The sequence below is a fragment of the Bacteroides sp. RCH18 genome (assembly GCF_058231005.1).
Genome location: NZ_JBIPTC010000002.1, coordinates 1996689 through 2016912 on the forward strand (window position 1 = coordinate 1996689; position 20224 = coordinate 2016912).

Here is a 20224-nt window from a genome sequence, read left to right on the forward strand (position 1 = left end):
AGATGAACTTTTTACTAAATAGGAGAATAACGATTTGTATGCTGTTTATTGCACTCAGCCTGCTGGGCTATGTGTCGTATAAACAACTTCCGGTGGAGTTGCTGCCCAACGCAGAACTTCCGGTTCTGTTTGTCCAGGTGTCGTCACAGCAGGATATGGACCCTTCGTATGTAGAGTCGGAAGTGATTATTCCACTTGAAGGAGCGGTCAGTGCGATAGGTGGAGTAGACAAACTGCAATCCTACATTGACAGGAGGCAGTCCAGCATACAGATTGACTTTAAAAAGAATATCAACTTCAAGATGACCAGTCTTAAACTGCAGGAGAAGGTGAATGAAATCGCAGCCTCCCTGCCGACCGGTTTTACCGTACAGGTACAGAAAGTGGATATTGCTCAGATGAATAATAACTTCATGGTGCTTCAGGTGCGTGGTACGGGAGGAACCGACCGTGTCCGGAGTCTGGTAGACGAGGATGTTCGTTCCGATCTGGAGAATATAGATGGGGTAGCTTCCGTCAATATCTACGGAGGACGGCAGAAAGCCATTGAAGTGCGTCTGAATCCAGAGGCTTGCAAGGCTTTGAACCTCACTGCTTCCAAAATAAGCGGTTTGCTTTCGCAGAATACCCAGGAAAAGACATTTGTAGGCTTCGCAGATGAACCCGACAGTAAGAATTTTGTCCATGTCAATGCGATGTATACCAAAGTTTCTGATTTGGAGAATATAGTTGTCGCTCCCGGTCCTATTCTGCTGAAAGACGTGGCAACCGTCTTTTTTGACTTGAAAGATGAAACCACTTATAGTCGTGTGAATGGAAAAGAAGCCGTCTCGGTTGCTTTGATCAATGATTCACAGGCTAATCTGATTGAACTTTCACACCGTGTATCCGATGTGATTGAAAAGCTGAATGAGAAGCTGGCTCCGCTCGAACTGGAAATTGTCATTCAGGAGAACAAGGCTGAAACCATGGAAAATAATATCAACCAGATTATTAATCTGGCATTGGTAGGGGGATTATTGGCTGTATTTGTTCTTTGGCTTTTCCTGAAGAATATGCGGCTGGTGTTTTTTATCGCACTTTCCATACCGATTTCTGTCTATACGGCTTTCAACTTCTTCTACGCTTTTGGTATCACTATCAATAGTCTGACCTTGGTAGGAATGGCGTTGGCCATCGGAATGCTGCTGGATAATAGTGTCGTGGTGCTTGAGAATATTTATCGTTTGTCGGGAAACGGCTATACGCCCGAACGTTCGGTAACGCAGGGAACAAAAGAAGTGTGGCGCTCCATTGTGGCGGCTACCCTGACTACCATTACTGTGTTCCTGCCGTTCGTTTTTTCTGATAATTTCCTGATAAAACTGATCGGGCACCATATCGGAGTATCCATTATATCAACTTTGACGATCTCGCTGTTTGTAGCTTTACTTTTTATACCGATGATTACTTACCTTCTTTTGAAGAGTAAGAGTGGGAACAGCGTTGTTTATGAAAAAGTCTCGATCGTTCAGCGTCCGATGCAGGTCTATCTGGTCTTATTGAAGACTTGTATGCGTAATCCGGGAGTGACAGTCTTTGGAGCTGTAATCTTGCTTTTTGCAACATTGATTTTGTCATTGACCTTGAATGTGCAACAGATGAAGGAAGTTGCTTCAGACCGGTTCAACATCAGTGTCGTGATGCCTACCGGGAGTACGCTTGAAAATACGGATAAGATTGTAAAGGTACTGGAAGAACGTCTGGAGGATTTTCCGGAAAAGAAAGATCTGATTTGCCGTATTCGGGAAAAAGAGGCGACTCTGACACTCGTTTTGCAGGAAGATTACACAAAGATCGCCAAACGGAAAATAGCCGATATAAAAGCGGATGTGCAGACTAAAGTCGCCAATATCAATGGTGCGGAAATCTATGTCTCTGATGCTATGGGAGGCGGAGGAGATAACTCGGCTCTGAGCAGTCTGGGCGGATTCATGCGTTTGTTGGGTATCGGTGACAACAGTGAACGGGTGGTGATCAGGGGATCTGATTTCGAAATGATGCAGATGGTGGCAGAGGAAGTGCGTTATTTGTTGGACGAACAGGATTTTGTACAGCATACTCATGTTTCGTATACTCCTCGTCAGGCAGAAATAAATCTGAACTTTGACCCTATTCTGCTGACTGCCTATGATATTAACCGTGGCAATATTACCACCGGATTGACTGCGCTTAATAATGAATACTCTTCCGAAGCTACTTTCAAGGTGGGAGAGGATATTTATGATATTATTATCCGTGACGAAATACCGGAAAAGGAAACTGAAGAAGAGGCACAGGAAAAAGCTCAGAAAGAGAAAACTGTGGATGACTTGCGTGCTATCCGGATAGAAAATGCCAATGGCGGTATGCACAATCTCGAAGATATATCGTCTCTGAATTATGGACGTGGGCGTTCGCGCATCATCCGTGTCAATCAAGATAAGCAGATTGAGGTATACTATGCTTTTCCGAGAGATGTTCAGTCTTCGAAAGATTTATTGGGAGGATATCGTTCCGATATCGACCAGTTGATTGCCAGTTATAATCTTCCGTCCGGAGTCGCTGTGCAGGTATTCCATGAGGAGGATGAATTCGGGGATTTCAAATTCCTTATTCTGGCAGCTTTTCTTTTGATATTTATGATCCTTGCTTCAGTCTTCGAGTCTGTAGTGACGCCTTTTGTGTTGCTTTTTACCATTCCGTTGGCCGCTATCGGTTCTTTGCTGGCATTATTGCTTTCGAGCAACAGTCTGATGAATGCGAATACACTGACAGGGTTCCTTATTCTGTTGGGAGTAGTCGTCAATAACGGAATCATTCTGATAGATTACGCCAACATTTTGCGTAAACGGGGATACCGCCGGAACAGGGCGTTGATGACTGCCGGTATGTCACGTATTCGTCCCATTCTGATTACTTCCATCACCACGATTGCTGCCATGCTTCCGTTGGCTATGGGAGATACGGAGTATGCAGGGGCTATCGGTGCACCTTTTGCCATTACAGTGATAGGCGGACTTTTCTTTTCTGCCATGCTGACGCTGATTTTAATTCCGACAGTTTGTATGGGACTGGAAAATGTGCTTCAGTGGTACCGTTCGTTATCCCGTAAACTATGGACCATTCACCTGATTCTTTTTGTGTCCGATGTAATCTGTATCTGGCTATACACTGACGGAATGCTTTGGCAGTCAATCTATCTGGTAGCACTGATTGCAGGCATACCGGGGATGACATACTTTGCGCAAACCAGTCTTCGGAGAGCTAAGGCGGAGGTTATCAATCCGGATGAAGAAATACGTATTTCTGTCCGCAATCTGGTTAAGATCTACGATTGGCCTGGACACATCAGCCGTCAGTGGAACAGTGGCTTGCAATTACGCAAACGTCTGGGATTGAGCAATGAATACCATTCTCTGAAGGACTTTATCAATGTGCTATGGCAGTTTGGAATCTTACTGTTTGCCATTTATTTCACCTATTTCTTCATTCATAACAGGCTTTGGATATTCCTGTTCTCGTTCGCTATTTATGCAGCGATACTGTATTTGTGGAGAAAGGTACGTTCCTATTTATATTATCGGTACGGAGATAATCGGGTAACAAAGATCGTAAACCGGGTGATATTCTGGAGTCTTCCTCCCCTTATCCTGTTTCAGTTATTCCGGAAACTGGATAATAACGGGCTGGTCATCATGATCGGATTGTTATGGCTGGTGGGTATTGCCATCTATGTCACTTCTCAGTATCTGTATGATCACGATGTAAATATAGAGCGTGTCACCGGACGATTTGCAGGGCTTCGCCGTTCCTATTTCCGCATGGTGAAGAGTGTTCCTATGATTGGAAAACGACGCAAACCTTTCAAAGCATTGCGTGGGGTGTCATTCGAGATTCAGACAGGTATGTTCGGACTACTGGGACCCAATGGGGCAGGTAAATCGACCTTGATGCGTGTCATCTGTGGTATCTTTGAGCAGAGCTATGGTAGTATCTGGATCAATGGTCTGGATACCCGTATCTACAGAGAAGAATTACAGAGTCTGATAGGTTTCCTTCCACAGGAATTCGGAACTTATGAGAATATGACTTCGTGGGAGTTTCTGGATTATCAGGCTATACTGAAAGGGATTGTAGACGGTGAGTTACGAAAGGAGCGTCTGGATTATGTGCTGAAAGCGGTACATATGTACGAGCGGAAAGACGAAAAGATAGGTTCTTTCTCGGGAGGTATGAAACAGCGTATTGGCATTGCGCTTATTCTGCTTCATTTACCGCGTATTTTGGTTGTGGATGAGCCTACAGCGGGACTCGACCCTCGCGAACGTATCCGTTTCCGTAATTTGCTGGTGGAATTGAGTAAAGACCGCATCGTTATTTTCTCCACTCATATCATTGAGGATATATCCAGTTCCTGTAATCAGGTAGTGGTAATCAATAAAGGTGAACTGAAATATTTCGGTGATCCTTCGGATATGGTGGAAATGGCTAACGGAAAAGTATGGCAGTTTAATATAGATAAGACAGAATTTGAAAAAGTACTGGACAAATCGTTGGTAATACATCATATTCAGGAAGGCGATACGATTCGGGTGCGCTATCTTTCTGTCGGACAGCCTTATGAAGGGGCTGTAGAGGTAGAAGCTAATTTGGAAGACGCTTATCTCTGTCTGCTGAAGAATATGAATTAAAAAGAAAAGAAGGATATGACATTCAAACAATTGATACAACTGTTGCCTAAAGTAGTCAGGTATAACCTGAAGATTATATTTGCCGGGAAGTTTTTCTGGTTTCTGTTGGCTGCATTTGGCTTTTTTGCTCTTTTCATGTTTCAGAATGCCTGGAAACGGGAGGAGATTAACGAGGGACTCATCTATAGCATCCTGATGTTTCCGTCTATGTTGCTTATTTTCTACCCGGCTGTATTCGGCATTCAGAATGATGAAGATAGCCGGATATTGGAGATTCTTTTTGGAATCCCCGACTATAAGTATAAGGTTTGGGGCGTGCGGTTATTGATGATTTATGTGGCAATTTTTGTTATTCTGATTATCTTTTCATACATAGCCATTTTATTGCTGTATCCGGTCAATCCGCTTGAGATGGCATTACAGTTGATGTTCCCGATACTCTTTTTCGGAAACATGGCTTTTATGCTGTCTACCATTACGCGGAGTGGAAACGGAACTGCCGTATTTATGATTATTATAGGCATTGCATTGATGTTCTTAGGTAAGCCGGATTCTTTTTGGAACGTTCTGCTGAATCCTTTTCGTGTTCCCGATAATGTTCATCCGATTATTTGGGAGGGAATCCTTATCAAAAACCGCATTTTCCTTTTATCCGCCAGTTTAGTCTGTATGATGATCGGATTACTATATCTACAGAAAAGGGAAAAGTTTGTATAACAGTAGATTAGGATACTGAATATTCTCAAGTGTTCTTGCTGCGATGAGAAAAAATTCTCACTATGATGAGAAAAAAGTCTCATCGCAGTGAGAACTTTTTCTCATCATGGTAAGTATAGTCCTATGTATGCAGGAACCGAAATAGTGACTTAGAAGTAGTATCCCAGATTCACATAACAACTTCCTTTGTCAGTCTGATTGGAATACCCGAACGTAATCTCCAACGGACCGAACATACTGTCCATACCATATCCGGCACTGATACCAAACAGTTGTTTCCCTTTCAGTATTTCGAAGAAGTGACTGTCCGTCAAGCCATAATTACCTGTCAGAGTGAGATAATGAATGCTTCCCATCCGTTGTCTGAGTTTCACGGATGCAATCATGATAGAATTGTCCATCAGTTCCATATTAGTCACACCGGCAAACGGCAGTTGCTGTGGAATGTAGAGTCCGTATACTTCGCCGCCAATGGCATTTTGCAAGGGATAGGCGATGTCTTTTCCAATCAGAACACGACCATAGATGGATGGAATGATAGAAAAACGTCGGGTTACGGGAACTACGCTGGCCCACGAACCGCTCAGTGCGGAGAACGGGGCGTGATCATTATACTGAGCCATATTATCGGTGTAGAGCGAATAGGCAGCTTTGAATTCGGTTCCTTTGGAAGGGAAATATCCTTTGTCGAATGTACTATAGTATACCTGAGCGAAATAACTCAGGAAATGTTCGGATTCTACATCCAGCCCAGTGAGTTCCGGTTTCTTGAAAAGAAAATCTTTGTATTTATAATATTCGAAACGAAGTCCGAGTCCGAAGCGGAGGTTTTTGTACCAGACATCCGAAAAGCCAAATTCAGCTAAATGATACTTGTAAGTAGTGTTATAGGCACGTTCGCCTTCATCATAGATGTTGATGTCATTATATTGAAACATATATGAGAAATTGAAATTGCGTTGCTGCATCGGTTCGAGAGTGTAATCGATGCGTGCGGCATATCGCTTTCCTAATCGGCCGGTCAGGGATAATCGGGAAGGAACATGAGTTTTGAGATCCGCTGTGGCATTAATCAGCAGGGATGCTATTTCTTCCGAGTCGAAACGGATGCCCAGATTGATTCTTTTCTCATATTTTTCTTCTAACAAGAAATTAAGGTGATACCCTTCGGGAGTGTCGGTAAGTGTGTAGCTGGCGCTTGAGTAAGAATGACTGCCACGCAACTGATACACAGCTTGTTCTATCTGCTGAGTGGTAATGTTACTGTTCTCTTTGAGATTACACTTCTTCATCAGCCATTTTTTGTCATCAGCCTCTACGCCGGAGAACGATATATCTGTGACGTATACTGTCCGTGAATTGGAAAGAGAAGAGTATGGTCCATGTTGTTTGGGGACATAATTGTCCGGTATACCGATTTCTTTTTTTAAGGCAATCAGGGAATTCCACTGTGCACGTGCAGCTTCTTCGCCCCGACGCATCAGGGAGTCGATGGCTGCCGGAGTGAAGCTGGCGGATGAAAATCCGTCTACATTTACCTTGATATAGGTATCAGTGAGTTCTACATTCTTTTCATGATTGGTCTGGCAGGTGAGATCAACAATCTGCCCCAATATGTCCGGAGCGCTGTTGAGTTTGTCGGCACTTTTCAGTGCATTCTGAACATCGACTCCGATAATAATATCGGCCCCCATTGCTTTGGCCACATCTGCCGGATAATTATTGACAATTCCACCGTCTACCAATACCATACTGTCTTTGCGTACCGGTGTGAATACACCGGGGATAGCCATACTGGCACGCATGGCAGTAGAGAGTACGCCATCATGGAATACGATCTGGTCCCCATTGACTACATTGGCCGATACACAGGCGAAGGGGATCGGTAACTTATTAAAATTGATCGAGTCATGGTAGCCCATTGTCAGATCAGAGAACAGATTGGCAAGATTCTGTCCTTTGATAATTCCTCCGGACATGGCAGCTTTCGGGTTCTTGGTAAAAGGAAGCGAAACAATGTATTTTGCAGAACGTTCGCGTTCGGTGAGCGACATAGCACTGCGTTTGATACGATCGCTCAAAAGGAAAGTCCAGTCTTGCTTGCGTACCATACTGTCCAGTTGTTCCGGAGTATAACCGATGGCGTAAAGTCCACCGACTATAGATCCCATACTGGTGCCTACTATATAATCGATCGGAATGCCTGCTTCCTCAATGACTTTCAGTGCTTTGATATGTGCCACTCCTTTGGCACCACCGCCACTGAGGACGACGCCGACCTTCTTCCGTTGTTCCTGTGAATATACAGAAAAAGGTAATATCAGGCACATTGCAAAAACTAATGTTGAAAAGATTTGTTTTTTCATTAGACATGTTATTGTGTTGATGTACAATATAACTACAAATGTAGGGGATAAATTGTTTAGTTGATGAAACAAGAACTATAAAAAATGTTCTAAAAGTCGGAAATGTGGATAAATTCTACACTTTAAGGATGTTTTCCACACTTCCGTCTTCAAGAGGAAATATGTAATATGTTGATAATAAACAGATAAGATAAAACAGGATATTTTGGTATGTGTATTGCATAATAGAGTGTAGAACAAACATAAGTTAAATTAAATAATAAGATTCGATATGAGATTATTCTTTTCGAAACATGAGTTGAAACTGAGGAGAAAGAGAACCATTGCTGCTGTAGTATGTATGGTAATTGTGTTGGGAGTGTATTGGATACTGACCCGACCTCAGAAGGCTGCGCCGGAAATGCCGACAGTGATTGTTGAACCGGTTATAAAAGATGATGTAGAGATATTCGGAGAATATGTGGGGCGAATCCGTGCCCAGCAATTTGTCGAAGTACGTGCCAGGGTAGAAGGCTATCTGGAAAACATGCTTTTTGCCGAAGGCACTTATGTAAATAAGAATCAGGTCTTGTTTGTGATCAATCAGGATCAGTATCGCGCGAAAGCCGACAAGGCACGGGCTCAGCTGAAAAAGGATGAAGCACAGGCATTGAAAGCTGAACGTGACTTGAAACGTATCCGTCCGTTGTACGAACAGAATGCTGCTAGTCAGCTGGATCTGGATAATGCGGAAGCAGCTTATGAAAGCGCTGTTGCGACAGTAGCGATGAGTGAAGCGGACTTGGCGCAGGCTGAACTCGAATTAGGCTATACCATCGTTCGTTCACCTCTTGCCGGACATATCAGTGAAAGAAATGTAGACTTGGGAACGCTTGTTGGTCCGGGAGGAAAGTCTCTGCTGGCTACAGTAGTAAAAAGCGATACCGTATTGGTCGATTTCAGTATGACGGCACTTGATTATCTGAAAAGTAAAGAACGTAATATTAACCTCGGACAACAGGATTCTACCCGTTCCTGGCAACCGAACATTACTATTACTTTGGCGGATAATACGGTTTACCCCTATAAAGGATATGTCGATTTTGCAGAACCGCAGGTCGATCCCCAGACAGGTACTTTCTCCGTACGTGCAGAGATGCCTAACCCGAAACAGGTATTACTTCCGGGACAGTTTACCAAAGTAAAACTACTTTTGGACGTGCGTGAAGGAGCTATCCTTGTTCCGATGAAAGCTGTTACCATTGAAAAAGGCGGAGCTTATATTTATACAATGCGTAAAGATGATACAGTAGAGAAACGTTTTATCGAGTTAGGACCCGAAGTGGGGAATAACGTCGTAGTGGAAAGAGGACTTGCTGTAGGAGAGACAATTGTTGTAGAAGGTTTCCATAAGTTGACTCCGGGTATGAAAGTACGGATCAGTCAGCCGGAAATGGAGGTGAAGGATACCACTATGGTGGCAGGTGATTCTACAACAGGAATGAAGGATAACGCAAAAGGAGAATAATCAATGAAAGTTAGTTTTTTTATAGACAGGCCGGTATTTTCGGCTGTCATTTCCATCGTGATTGTGATTGTCGGAATCATCGGGCTGACCATGCTTCCGGTGGATCAATATCCGCAGATCACGCCTCCGGTGGTAAAGATCAGTGCGTCTTATCCGGGTGCGAGTGCGCTTACCGTGTCGCAGGCGGTGGCTACTCCGATTGAACAGGAAATCAATGGTACGCCCGGTATGCTTTATATGGAATCAAACAGTTCTAACTCCGGTGGCTTCTCGGCAACAGTTACCTTTGATGTATCTGCCGACCCGGATTTGGCTGCTGTGGAAATTCAGAACCGTGTGAAGCTGGCTGAATCCCGTCTTCCGGCGGAAGTGATTCAGAATGGTATTTCCGTAGAGAAACAGGCACCCAGTCAGTTAATGACACTCTGTCTGACTTCTACCGATCCTAAGTTTGACGAAATTTACCTGAGCAACTTTGCTACGATCAATGTGCTCGATGTGATTCGCCGTATTCCGGGAGTAGGACGTGTATCCAATATTGGTAGCCGTTACTATGCTATGCAGATATGGGCAGAGCCTGATAAGCTGGCTAACTTCGGATTGACTGTGCAGGACTTGCAGAATGCTTTGAAAGATCAGAATCGTGAATCGGCAGCCGGTGTATTAGGTCAGCAGCCGGTACAGGGACTGGATATAACGATTCCTATCACTACTCAGGGACGTCTTTCTACAGTAGGGCAATTTGAGGATATTGTGGTACGTGCCAATGCCAATGGTTCCATCATCCGGCTGAAGGATGTGGCGCGTGTATCTCTGGAGGCTTCTTCATACAATACCGAGAGTGGTATCAATGGTGAGAATGCAGCGGTACTTGGTATTTACATGTTGCCGGGTGCCAATGCGATGGAAGTAGCCGAGAATGTAAAGAAGGCGATGGAAGAAATCAGCGAGAATTTTCCGGAAGGATTGAGTTATGAGATTCCGTTTGATATGACAACGTATATCTCCGAGTCTATTCATGAGGTATATAAGACCTTGTTCGAAGCATTGGTGCTGGTTGTGTTGGTAGTGTATCTGTCTTTGCAGAGCTGGCGTGCTACGTTGATTCCGGTGGTAGCGGTACCTATTTCCCTGATTGGTACTTTCGGATTCATGCTGATTTTTGGTTTCTCTATTAATATATTGACCTTACTCGGTTTGATTCTCGCCATCGGTATCGTGGTCGATGATGCGATTGTAGTGGTGGAAGGAGTAGAGCATATTATGGAAACGGAGAAGCTGAGTCCCTATGAGGCGACAAAGAAAGCGATGAACGGATTATCAAGCGCATTGATCGCTACTTCACTGGTATTGGCGGCTGTGTTTGTTCCGGTAAGTTTTCTGAGTGGAATTACCGGGCAGCTGTATCGTCAGTTTACGGTAACTATCGTGGTATCTGTACTGATTTCTACTGTGGTTGCTTTAACGCTGAGCCCTGTGATGTGTTCGCTCATTTTGAAACCGGATAGTGGCAAGAAGAAAAATATAGTATTCAGAAAGATCAATGAGTGGTTAGGTATCGGAAGCAATAAGTATGTAGCTGCCGTCACCTGTACTATCAAACATCCTCGTCGGGTTTTGAGTGCTTTTGGTATGGTATTGATTGCTATACTGTTGATTCACCGGATTATTCCGACCAGTTTCTTGCCGGTAGAAGACCAAGGATACTTTAAGATTGAACTTGAATTGCCGGAAGGAGCTACCTTGGAGCGAACCCGTGTAGTAACGGAACGCGCGATTGCTTATCTGGAGAAGAATCCATATATAGAATATGTGCAGAACGTGACCGGAAGCAGCCCGCGTGTAGGCAGTAATCAGGGACGTGCCGAGCTGACCGTTATTCTGAAACCTTGGGAAGAGAGAAAGAGTACCAGTATTGAAAAAATTATGGATACGGTAGAAAAACATTTGAGAGAATACCCCGAATGTAAAGTCTACCTGTCTACTCCTCCGGTCATACCGGGACTGGGTAGCTCCGGTGGTTTTGAAATGCAGTTGGAAGCTCGTGGAGAGGCTACTTTTGATAACCTGGTAGATGCGGCAGATACGTTGATGTATTATGCTTCCAAACGTAAGGAGCTTACCGGTTTGTCTTCTTCCTTGCAGTCGGAGATTCCCCAACTTTACTTTGACGTGGACAGAGACAAGGTGAAAATGCTGGGAGTACCCTTGGCAGATGTGTTTTCTACGATGAAAGCGTATACAGGTTCGGTGTATGTGAATGACTTTAATATGTTCAACCGTATATATAAGGTATATATTCAGGCGGAAGCTCCTTATCGGGAACATAAAGACAATATCAACCTGTTCTTTGTGAAAGCTTCCAATGGAGCGATGGTGCCGCTGACTTCTTTGGGTAATGCTTCTTATACGACAGGACCGGGAAGTATCAAGCGTTTCAATATGTTTACTACTGCCGTTATCCGGGGTGCTGCCGCACAGGGATACAGTTCCGGTCAGGCAATGGAGATTATGGAGCAGATCGCCCGTGACCATCTTCCGGATAATATCGGACTGGAGTGGAGCGGACTTTCTTATCAGGAGAAACAGGCAGGCGGTCAGACGGGTATGGTCATGGCATTGGTGTTCTTGTTTGTCTTCCTCTTCCTTGCCGCACAATATGAAAGTTGGACAGTGCCGATTGCTGTATTGCTATCCTTGCCTGTAGCAGCTTTGGGAGCCTATCTGGGAGTCTGGGTGTGCGGACTGGAGAATGATGTCTATTTCCAGATCGGATTGGTAATGCTTGTCGGGCTTGCCGCCAAGAATGCCATTTTGATTGTTGAGTTTGCCAAAGTGCAGGTAGATAGAGGTGAAGACTTGATTCAGTCGGCAATCTACGCAGCGAAATTACGTTTCCGTCCTATTCTGATGACTTCCCTTGCGTTTGTACTGGGAATGCTTCCGATGGTATTGGCGAGTGGTCCGGGTTCGGCGAGCCGTCAGGCGATTGGTACGGGCGTATTCTTCGGAATGATATTCGCTATCGTATTTGGTATCATACTCGTGCCGTTCTTCTTTGTGATGGTGTATAAAACAAAGTCGAAAATCTTAAAACATAAGAAATAATGAAACTGAATAAACTATATATTGCTATACTACTTTTTGCAGGAATACTGACTTCCTGCAAAGTAGGCAAGAGCTACGTCCGTCCTGATCTTCATTTACCCGATAGTCTGGCTCAACATCAGGATGCGGTCAGCTTTGGAGATCAGGATTGGGAGGAAATCTACACAGATTCCACACTTCGCAGTCTTATAGACCGTGCGTTGGATCATAATAAAGATATGTTGATAGCGGCTGCCCGCATCAAGGAAATGGCAGCTCAGAAACGGATATCCACTGCCGCGCTGCTTCCCGATATTAAAGGTAAAGTGACTGCCGAGCGTGAACTTGAAAATCATGGAGGAGATGCTTTTAAGAAATCGGATACTTTTGAAGCGCAGTTCCTTGTTTCATGGGAACTCGATCTTTGGGGAAATCTGCGATGGGCACGTTCTGCCAGCATCGCCGAATATCTGCAGTCAGTAGAAGCGCAACGTGCGCTTCAGATGACGATTGTGGCGGAAGTGGCACAGGCATATTATGAGCTGGTTGCCTTGGATACGGAACTGGATATCGTCAAGCAGACTTTAAAGGCCCGTGAAGAAGGGGTTCGTCTGGCACGTATCCGTTTTGAAGGAGGACTTACTTCGGAGACTTCTTATCGTCAGGCGCAGGTAGAGTTGGCACGTACAGCTACTCTGGTTCCTGATCTGGAACGCAAAATATCGCTGAAAGAGAATGATATTGCTTTTCTGGCCGGAGAATACCCGAATCGCATAGCCCGTTCCCGTTTGCTTCAGGAGTTTAATTTCCCGGAAACTCTTCCGATAGGGATGCCTTCCACTTTGCTGGAACGCCGTCCCGATATACGTCAGGCAGAGCAGAAGCTGATCGCTGCCAATGCAAAAGTAGGTGTGGCTTATACGAATATGTTTCCTCGTCTGGCACTGACGGGTGGTTTCGGTAGTGAAAGCACGTCTTTGTCAGAACTTCTAAAATCGCCTTATGCCGTTATGGAAGGTGCTTTATTGACTCCTATTTTTGGCTGGGGAAAGAACCGTGCTGCGTTGAAAGGCAAAAAAGCGGCCTATGAAGCAGAAATACATAGTTATGAGAAAACAGTCCTGACGGCTTTCAAGGAGACACGTAATGCGATTGTCAACTTTAATAAGATAAAAGAGGTGTACGCACTTCGTGCCAATCTGGAACGTTCGGCTAAGAGTTATATGGATTTGGCGCAGTTGCAATATATCAATGGAGTGATCAATTATCTGGATGTTCTCGATGCTCAGCGTGGTTATTTTGACGCACAAATTGGTCTGAGTAACGCTATTCGTGATGAACTGATCACCGTAGTACAACTGTATAAAGCACTTGGCGGTGGCTGGAAGCAATAGCCTCTGTAACTATGCAGCGAAATAAAATGAGGGCTTCTCTTTCATAATTCGAGGAAAAATGCGAAATTTGCAACGCTTTTCAAGTTTGACAAGAAACTTACTAACACCTTTAAATAAAAATAAAGAAAATGACTAAAAGTGCATTGCAAATCGCAAGGGCTGCTTATCAGCCCAAACTTCCGAAAGCATTGGCAACAGGAGCCGTTAAAGCTGTAGCAGGTGCTGCTACTCAATCTGTAGCCGATCAGGAAGCTATCAAAGCATTATTCCCTAACACGTACGGAATGCCGTTGATTACATTCGAAGCGGGTGAAGCTGTTCAACTTCCTGCTATGAACGTAGGTGTAATCCTTTCCGGCGGACAAGCTCCGGGCGGACACAATGTAATCTCTGGTTTGTTCGACGGTATCAAAAAGCTGAATCCTGAAAGTAAGCTGTACGGCTTTATCTTGGGTCCTGGCGGTCTGGTAGACCACAACTATATGGAACTGACTGCTGACATCATCGACGAATACCGTAACACAGGTGGTTTCGATATCATCGGTTCGGGACGTACGAAGCTGGAAACTGAAGCTCAGTTTGAAAAGGGATTTGAGATCATCAAGGAATTGGGCATCAAAGCACTGGTTATCATCGGTGGTGATGACTCTAATACAAACGCTTGTGTGTTGGCTGAATACTATGCTGCCAAGAAGTACGGTGTACAGGTGATCGGTTGCCCGAAGACGATTGACGGTGACTTGAAGAACGATATGATTGAAACTTCTTTCGGTTTCGATACAGCTTGTAAGACTTATGCAGAAGTAATCGGTAACATCCAGCGTGACTGTAACTCAGCCCGTAAATACTGGCACTTTATCAAATTGATGGGTCGTTCGGCTTCTCACATCGCACTGGAATGTGCTTTGCAGGTACAGCCTAACGTATGTATCGTTTCTGAAGAAGTGGAAGAAAAAGATATGTCTCTGGATGATGTAGTAACATCTATCGCTAAAGTGGTAGCTGACCGTGCTGCACAGGGAAATAACTTCGGTACAGTATTGATTCCGGAAGGACTGGTGGAATTTATTCCGGCTATGAAGCGGCTGATCGCTGAGCTGAACGACTTCCTGGCTGCAAATGCAGAAGAGTTCTCTCAGATCAAGAAGTCTCATCAACGTGATTACATCATCCGTAAGCTGTCTCCGGAAAACTCTGCTATCTATGCAAGTCTGCCGGAAGGTGTAGCTCGCCAGCTGACACTGGATCGTGACCCGCACGGAAACGTTCAGGTATCACTGATCGAAACAGAAAAACTGTTGTCTGAAATGGTAGCTACCAAATTGGCTGCTTGGAAAGAAGATGGCAAATATGTGGGTAAGTTTGCTGCACAGCACCACTTCTTCGGTTACGAAGGTCGTTGCGCTGCTCCGTCAAACTTTGATGCTGACTACTGCTATTCTTTGGGATACACAGCTTCTATGCTGATTGCTGACGGTAAGACCGGTTATATGTCTTCTGTACGCAACACAACTGCTCCTGCTGCCGAATGGATTGCAGGTGGTGTGCCTATCACCATGATGATGAATATGGAACGCCGCCACGGTGAAATGAAACCGGTGATCCAGAAAGCATTAGTGAAATTGGATGGTGCTCCTTTCAAAGCATTCGCTGCACAGCGTGACCGTTGGGCTGTTGAAACGGATTATGTATATCCGGGTCCGATTCAGTACTTTGGTCCTACAGAAGTTTGCGACCAGGCAACTAAGACTTTGCAATTGGAACAAGCTAAATAAGAAAACTTCACCGGACTGTAGTAAGAAGCAGTTGCAATGAAGAGCTCTTTCAGGCACGGATTACGCGGATTGACGCGGTTTTAGTTATACTATTTCTTAAAACCGTGTATTCCGTGTAATCCGTGCCTATCTATATTACATTCATCACTCAAAGTAAATGTCGTCACGTAATAATCCGATTTCTGCTGTCCAAAAGAAAAGAACTGCTTCCACTACCCCAAAAAAGAGGACGGTTTCTTCTTCCAGGCCTTCCCGTGCTCCGAAAAAGGCACCGGTGAAGCAGCATTATTCGATGCCCGGTTGGCTTCGAAATATATTGGCTGTGGCAATTGTTGGTTGTTTCTCTATGGTTTTCTATTATTTCTTTATACGTCCTTATGCTTATCGGTGGAAACCTTGTAATGGTTTAAAGGAATATGGAGTTTGTATTCCTTCCGGATATGATATTCATGGGATTGATATTTCCCATTATCAAGGAAAAATAGACTGGGGGAGACTTTTACAGAATAAACAGACGGCAACTCCTTTGCACTTCATTTTTATGAAAGCGACGGAAGGGGGAGATCATAACGATACTACCTTTCAAACCAATTTTGCTAATGCGCGTAATCATGGCTTTATCCGTGGCGCTTATCATTTCTATATTCCCGGTACGGATGCTTTGAAACAGGCGGACTTTTTTATACGTACGGTCAAACTGGATTCCGGCGACCTGCCTCCGGTTCTCGATGTGGAAGTGACCGGACGAAAAGAGAAAAAAGAATTGCAGCAAGGCATTAAGCGCTGGTTGGACCGTATAGAATCCCATTATGGGGTGAAGCCCATTCTTTATACCTCTTATAAGTTCAAGACCCGTTATCTGGACGATTCTATTTTCAATGCTTATCCTTATTGGATCGCCCACTATTATGTCGATTCGGTGAAATATCAGGGTAAGTGGAATTTCTGGCAACATACTGATGTCGGAAATGTACCCGGTATTAAAGAAGATGTAGACCTCAATGTATTCAACGGTACATTAGAAGAACTCAAAAAACTGACGATCAAGTAGGATGATTGATCTGTCATACAACTAATCTCTTCTCTTATTTGTTATAATCGTATTATTACTAAAAAGATACGATTATGAACTTTGATATAGCTATTATTGGTGGTGGCCCTGCTGGTTACACAGCTGCCGAAAGGGCAGGGGCAAACGGACTGAGAGCCGTTCTGTTTGAAAAAAAGGCAATAGGTGGGGTGTGTCTGAATGAAGGATGTATTCCTACTAAAACGTTGTTATATTCTGCTAAAATTCTGGATAGCATCAAGAGTGCTTCCAAATATGGCATTTCTGCCGAATCTCCTTCGTTTGATTTAACTAAAATAATGAGCCGTAAAGAGAAAACGGTGAAAATGCTGACTGGTGGGGTAAAGATGACTGTGAACTCTTACGGAGTGACGATCGTGGAAAAAGAAGCCTTTATAGAAGGAGAAGAAAACGGGCTGATCCGTATCATCTGTGACGGAGAAAGATATGAAGTGAAATATCTGCTGGTATGTACCGGTTCCGACACGGTTATTCCTCCGATACCGGGACTGTCGGAAGTTAGTTACTGGACGTCAAAAGAGGCTTTGGAGATCAAAGAGCTTCCTGAAACGTTGGTTGTTATAGGTGGTGGAGTCATAGGAATGGAGTTTGCTTCTTTCTTCAACAGTATGGGAGTGAAAGTGCATGTTGTCGAGATGATGCCGGAGATACTGGGAGTCATGGATAAGGAAACCAGCAGTATGCTTCGTATGGAATATGCAAAACGTGGAGTCACTTTCTACTTGAATACAAAAGTAATAGAAGTGAAACCTGAAGGAGTCGTCATAGAGAAAGATGGGAAGGCTTCTACTATCAAAACGGAAAAGATCTTGCTCAGTGTGGGGCGTAAAGCAAATATTACCAATGTCGGATTGGATAAGCTGAATATAGAACTTCATCGGAATGGGGTTAAAGTAGACGAATATCTTCAGACTTCTCATCCCGGAGTATATGCGTGCGGTGATATTACAGGCTATTCTTTATTGGCGCATACGGCGATTCGGGAGGCGGAAGTGGCTATCAACCATATTTTAGGAGTGGAAGACCGGATGAATTATAACAGTGTGCCGGGAGTCGTTTACACCAATCCTGAAGTGGCCGGCGTAGGTAAGACAGAAGAAGAGCTGACCAAACAGGGCATTCCTTATCGTGTGGCGAAGTTGCCGATGGCTTATTCCGGACGTTTTGTTGCGGAGAACGAACAGGCAAATGGAATATGTAAGCTGATTTTGGATGAAACTGATCATATTATCGGTTGTCATATGCTGGGAAATCCTGCTTCGGAATTGATTGTGATTGCCGGAATAGCCATTCAGAAAGGCTATACGGTTGAGGAATTTCAGAAGAATGTATTTCCCCATCCTACGGTTGGAGAGATTTATCATGAGGTGCTTTCATAACACTTTTACAGATATTTATTTTCATCTGGCGGCAGAAGAGTATTTGCTGAAGCAGGAAACAGATTCGGTTTTCATGCTTTGGCAGGACACTCCTTCTGTAGTGATGGGAAAACACCAATCTGTACAGTTGGAAGTGAACCGGGAATGGGCGGAAGAACAACAGATTCAAATAGCCCGTCGGTTTTCGGGTGGGGGAGCTGTATATCATGATTTGGGTAATGTCAATTTAACTTTTATCGAAACAGTGTCCCGCTTGCCTGATTTCAGTCTTTATCTTCATCGGATACTGGATTTCTTAAAACAGATAGGATTGCCGGCAAAAGGAGATGAACGTCTGGGTATCTATCTTGATGGTCTGAAAATATCGGGGAGTGCCCAGTGTGTACATAAGAACAGGGTTCTTTATCATTGTACTTTGTTGTATGATACGAATCTTGCTGCTTTAAATAAGGTACTGAATCCGAAGAGGAACATTGAGACGGGCGTGGCATCGCCTGTGTATGCTGTTCCGTCTGTCCGTAGTGAAGTTACAAATATTAGTCGTTACTTACCTATGGAAACGGTTGATCATTTCAAAGAGATGCTCTTCGAATATTTTAGTCAGAGGGGATGTGCCGATACTTTCAGTGAAAAAGAATTGGAAGCAATCCATAAACTTCGGACTGAGAAATATATTTGCGAAGAATGGATCTTCAGTCGTTGAGTCCGGTTAAAAATACTTTAACTTAAAACTTTCTTTTTCAGCGGGTTGTTCTAATAGTTCAAGGTTGAATAATAAATTTACTGTCTATGTCAAGATTCGAAATAAAAATGCCTAAGTTGGGCGAGAGTATAACCGAAGGGACGATTGTCTCTTGGTCTGTGAAAGTGGGGGATATCATTCAGGAAGACGATGTTCTCTTCGAGGTAAATACGGCGAAAGTCAGTGCGGAAATACCTTCACCGGTAGCCGGTAAGGTCGTGGAAATCCTGTTTAAGGAAGGAGATACAGTCGCTGTGGGTACAGTGGTTGCTGTTGTAGATATGGGAGGTGAAGAGGCATCCGATGAAGAGATTGTAAGTGGAAAAGAAACTCCAGAAAGTAAGGAGAATACTTCTTCTGATGCAGTAAAAGTATCTTCTCAGGTAGCAAAGGCTGAAGAACGCTGGTATTCTCCTGTGGTGATTCAATTGGCACGAAGTGCGAATATTCTGAAAGAAGAACTTGATTCGATACAAGGCACAGGATACGAAGGCCGGTTGAGCAAGAAAGATATAAAGGATTATATTGAGAAGAAGAAAAGGGGAATTTCCGAAGTCTCGAAGGCGGCGATACCTACCGGTGATGCACTTACGGCTTCTATGCCTTCTTCGACTGGAGGGGCTGGCTCTATGACAACTTCTCCTGTGGCGGCTTCCGTGCAAACTCCTGTTGCTGCACCGTCTGCTCCATCTAAACAAGCACCTGCAGCTGCCAATATTCCGGGAGTAGAAGTGAAAGAAATGGATCGTGTCCGCCGGATTATTGCGGATCATATGGTGATGTCCAAGAAGGTTTCACCACACGTAACCAATGTAGTAGAGGTAGACGTAACCAAACTGGTACGCTGGCGTGAAAAGAATAAAGACGCTTTCTTCCGTCGTGAGGGAGTGAAACTGACCTATATGCCTGTCATAACAGAAGCTGTTGCAAAAGCATTGGCAGCATATCCTCAGGTCAATGTATCTGTTGACGGATATAATATTCTTTTCAAGAAACATATCAATATCGGTATTGCTGTTTCTTTGAATGATGGCAATCTGATAGTTCCTGTGGTACATGATGCCGATCATCTGAACTTGAACGGATTGGCTGTAGCTATAGACTCGCTGGCATTGAAGGCTCGTGATAACAAATTGATGCCGGATGATATTGACGGAGGTACGTTTACCATTACTAATTTCGGTACATTCAAGAGTTTGTTCGGTACGCCGGTAATCAATCAGCCCCAGGTTGCCATTTTGGGAGTGGGATATATTGAGAAGAAGCCTGCCGTAATAGAGACACCGGAAGGTGATACGATTGCTATCCGTCATAAGATGTATCTGTCCCTGTCTTATGACCATCGTGTAGTTGACGGTATGCTGGGAGGCAACTTCCTGCACTTCATTGCCGATTACCTGGAAAACTGGAAGGGCTGATAACAGATTATTTCATTCATTAAGAACTTCATTAACT

At 44.1% G+C, this 20224-nt stretch carries 11 protein-coding genes; 10 read left to right on the forward strand and 1 reads right to left on the reverse strand.

The window, feature by feature from the left end:
- The first annotated feature begins 2 nt into the window (after positions 1-2).
- Positions 3-4712 carry an efflux RND transporter permease subunit gene (locus ACHLI0_RS23030; protein WP_490750110.1) on the forward strand — a complete coding sequence of 1570 codons (4710 nt, stop codon included), beginning with the start codon at positions 3-5 and terminating at the stop codon, positions 4710-4712.
- A 15-nt stretch (positions 4713-4727) separates the two neighbouring features.
- Positions 4728-5429 (forward strand): hypothetical protein, encoded by a 702-nt coding sequence (locus tag ACHLI0_RS23035; RefSeq protein ID WP_490750111.1) that lies wholly within the window; start codon positions 4728-4730, stop codon positions 5427-5429.
- A 149-nt stretch (positions 5430-5578) separates the two neighbouring features.
- Here the strand turns inward: ACHLI0_RS23035 and ACHLI0_RS23040 are convergent, their stop codons facing one another.
- Positions 5579-7795 carry a patatin-like phospholipase family protein gene (locus ACHLI0_RS23040; protein ID WP_055217383.1) on the reverse strand — a complete coding sequence of 739 codons (2217 nt, stop codon included), beginning with the start codon at positions 7793-7795 and terminating at the stop codon, positions 5579-5581.
- Positions 7796-8066: 271 nt separating this feature from the next.
- Between ACHLI0_RS23040 and ACHLI0_RS23045 the strand changes: the two genes are divergently transcribed.
- The 8 genes from ACHLI0_RS23045 (at position 8067) to ACHLI0_RS23080 (ending at position 20187) form a co-directional block, all read left to right on the forward strand.
- Complete coding sequence (locus tag ACHLI0_RS23045; protein WP_061474181.1) at positions 8067-9302, forward strand: efflux RND transporter periplasmic adaptor subunit; 1236 nt, start codon at positions 8067-8069, stop codon at positions 9300-9302.
- 3 nt (positions 9303-9305) lie between these two features.
- A complete protein-coding gene (locus ACHLI0_RS23050; protein ID WP_490750112.1) occupies positions 9306-12410 on the forward strand; it encodes an efflux RND transporter permease subunit in 3105 nt (1034 codons plus the stop codon).
- Positions 12410-13783: an efflux transporter outer membrane subunit gene (locus ACHLI0_RS23055; protein WP_490750113.1), complete on the forward strand. Its 1374-nt coding sequence runs from the start codon at positions 12410-12412 to the stop codon at positions 13781-13783. The genes ACHLI0_RS23050 and ACHLI0_RS23055 overlap by 1 nt, the downstream gene beginning before the upstream one ends.
- Positions 13784-13911: 128 nt before the next feature.
- Positions 13912-15558, forward strand: a complete 1647-nt coding sequence (locus tag ACHLI0_RS23060; RefSeq protein WP_008760603.1) for a diphosphate--fructose-6-phosphate 1-phosphotransferase — start codon at positions 13912-13914, stop codon at positions 15556-15558.
- A 157-nt stretch (positions 15559-15715) separates the two neighbouring features.
- A complete protein-coding gene (locus ACHLI0_RS23065) occupies positions 15716-16609 on the forward strand; it encodes a glycoside hydrolase family 25 protein (protein WP_048692256.1) in 894 nt (297 codons plus the stop codon).
- 74 nt (positions 16610-16683) lie between these two features.
- Positions 16684-18027: a dihydrolipoyl dehydrogenase gene (lpdA, locus tag ACHLI0_RS23070; protein ID WP_490750114.1), complete on the forward strand. Its 1344-nt coding sequence runs from the start codon at positions 16684-16686 to the stop codon at positions 18025-18027.
- Entirely contained in the window at positions 18011-18730 is a 720-nt protein-coding gene (locus ACHLI0_RS23075; RefSeq protein ID WP_234118602.1) for a lipoate--protein ligase family protein, read from the forward strand. The genes lpdA and ACHLI0_RS23075 overlap by 17 nt, the downstream gene beginning before the upstream one ends.
- An 86-nt stretch (positions 18731-18816) precedes the next feature.
- On the forward strand, positions 18817-20187 hold the full coding sequence (locus ACHLI0_RS23080) for a dihydrolipoamide acetyltransferase family protein (protein WP_490750115.1): 1371 nt from the start codon (positions 18817-18819) through the stop codon (positions 20185-20187).
- Positions 20188-20224: the final 37 nt, after the last annotated feature.

Excerpts from the sequence above, each read along its gene's own strand:
- ACHLI0_RS23030 (WP_490750110.1), top strand. The coding sequence starts at position 3 with ATGAACTTTTTACTAAATAGGAGAATAACGATTTGTATGCTGTTTATT.
- ACHLI0_RS23045 (WP_061474181.1), top strand. The coding sequence starts at position 8,067 with ATGAGATTATTCTTTTCGAAACATGAGTTGAAACTGAGGAGAAAGAGA.
- lpdA (WP_490750114.1), top strand. The coding sequence starts at position 16,684 with ATGAACTTTGATATAGCTATTATTGGTGGTGGCCCTGCTGGTTACACA.
- ACHLI0_RS23080 (WP_490750115.1), top strand. The coding sequence starts at position 18,817 with ATGTCAAGATTCGAAATAAAAATGCCTAAGTTGGGCGAGAGTATAACC.
- ACHLI0_RS23075 (WP_234118602.1), top strand. The coding sequence starts at position 18,011 with ATGAGGTGCTTTCATAACACTTTTACAGATATTTATTTTCATCTGGCG.
- ACHLI0_RS23060 (WP_008760603.1), top strand. The coding sequence starts at position 13,912 with ATGACTAAAAGTGCATTGCAAATCGCAAGGGCTGCTTATCAGCCCAAA.
- ACHLI0_RS23055 (WP_490750113.1), top strand. The coding sequence starts at position 12,410 with ATGAAACTGAATAAACTATATATTGCTATACTACTTTTTGCAGGAATA.
- ACHLI0_RS23050 (WP_490750112.1), top strand. The coding sequence starts at position 9,306 with ATGAAAGTTAGTTTTTTTATAGACAGGCCGGTATTTTCGGCTGTCATT.
- ACHLI0_RS23035 (WP_490750111.1), top strand. The coding sequence starts at position 4,728 with ATGACATTCAAACAATTGATACAACTGTTGCCTAAAGTAGTCAGGTAT.
- ACHLI0_RS23065 (WP_048692256.1), top strand. The coding sequence starts at position 15,716 with ATGTCGTCACGTAATAATCCGATTTCTGCTGTCCAAAAGAAAAGAACT.
- ACHLI0_RS23040 (WP_055217383.1), bottom strand. The coding sequence starts at position 7,795 with ATGAAAAAACAAATCTTTTCAACATTAGTTTTTGCAATGTGCCTGATA.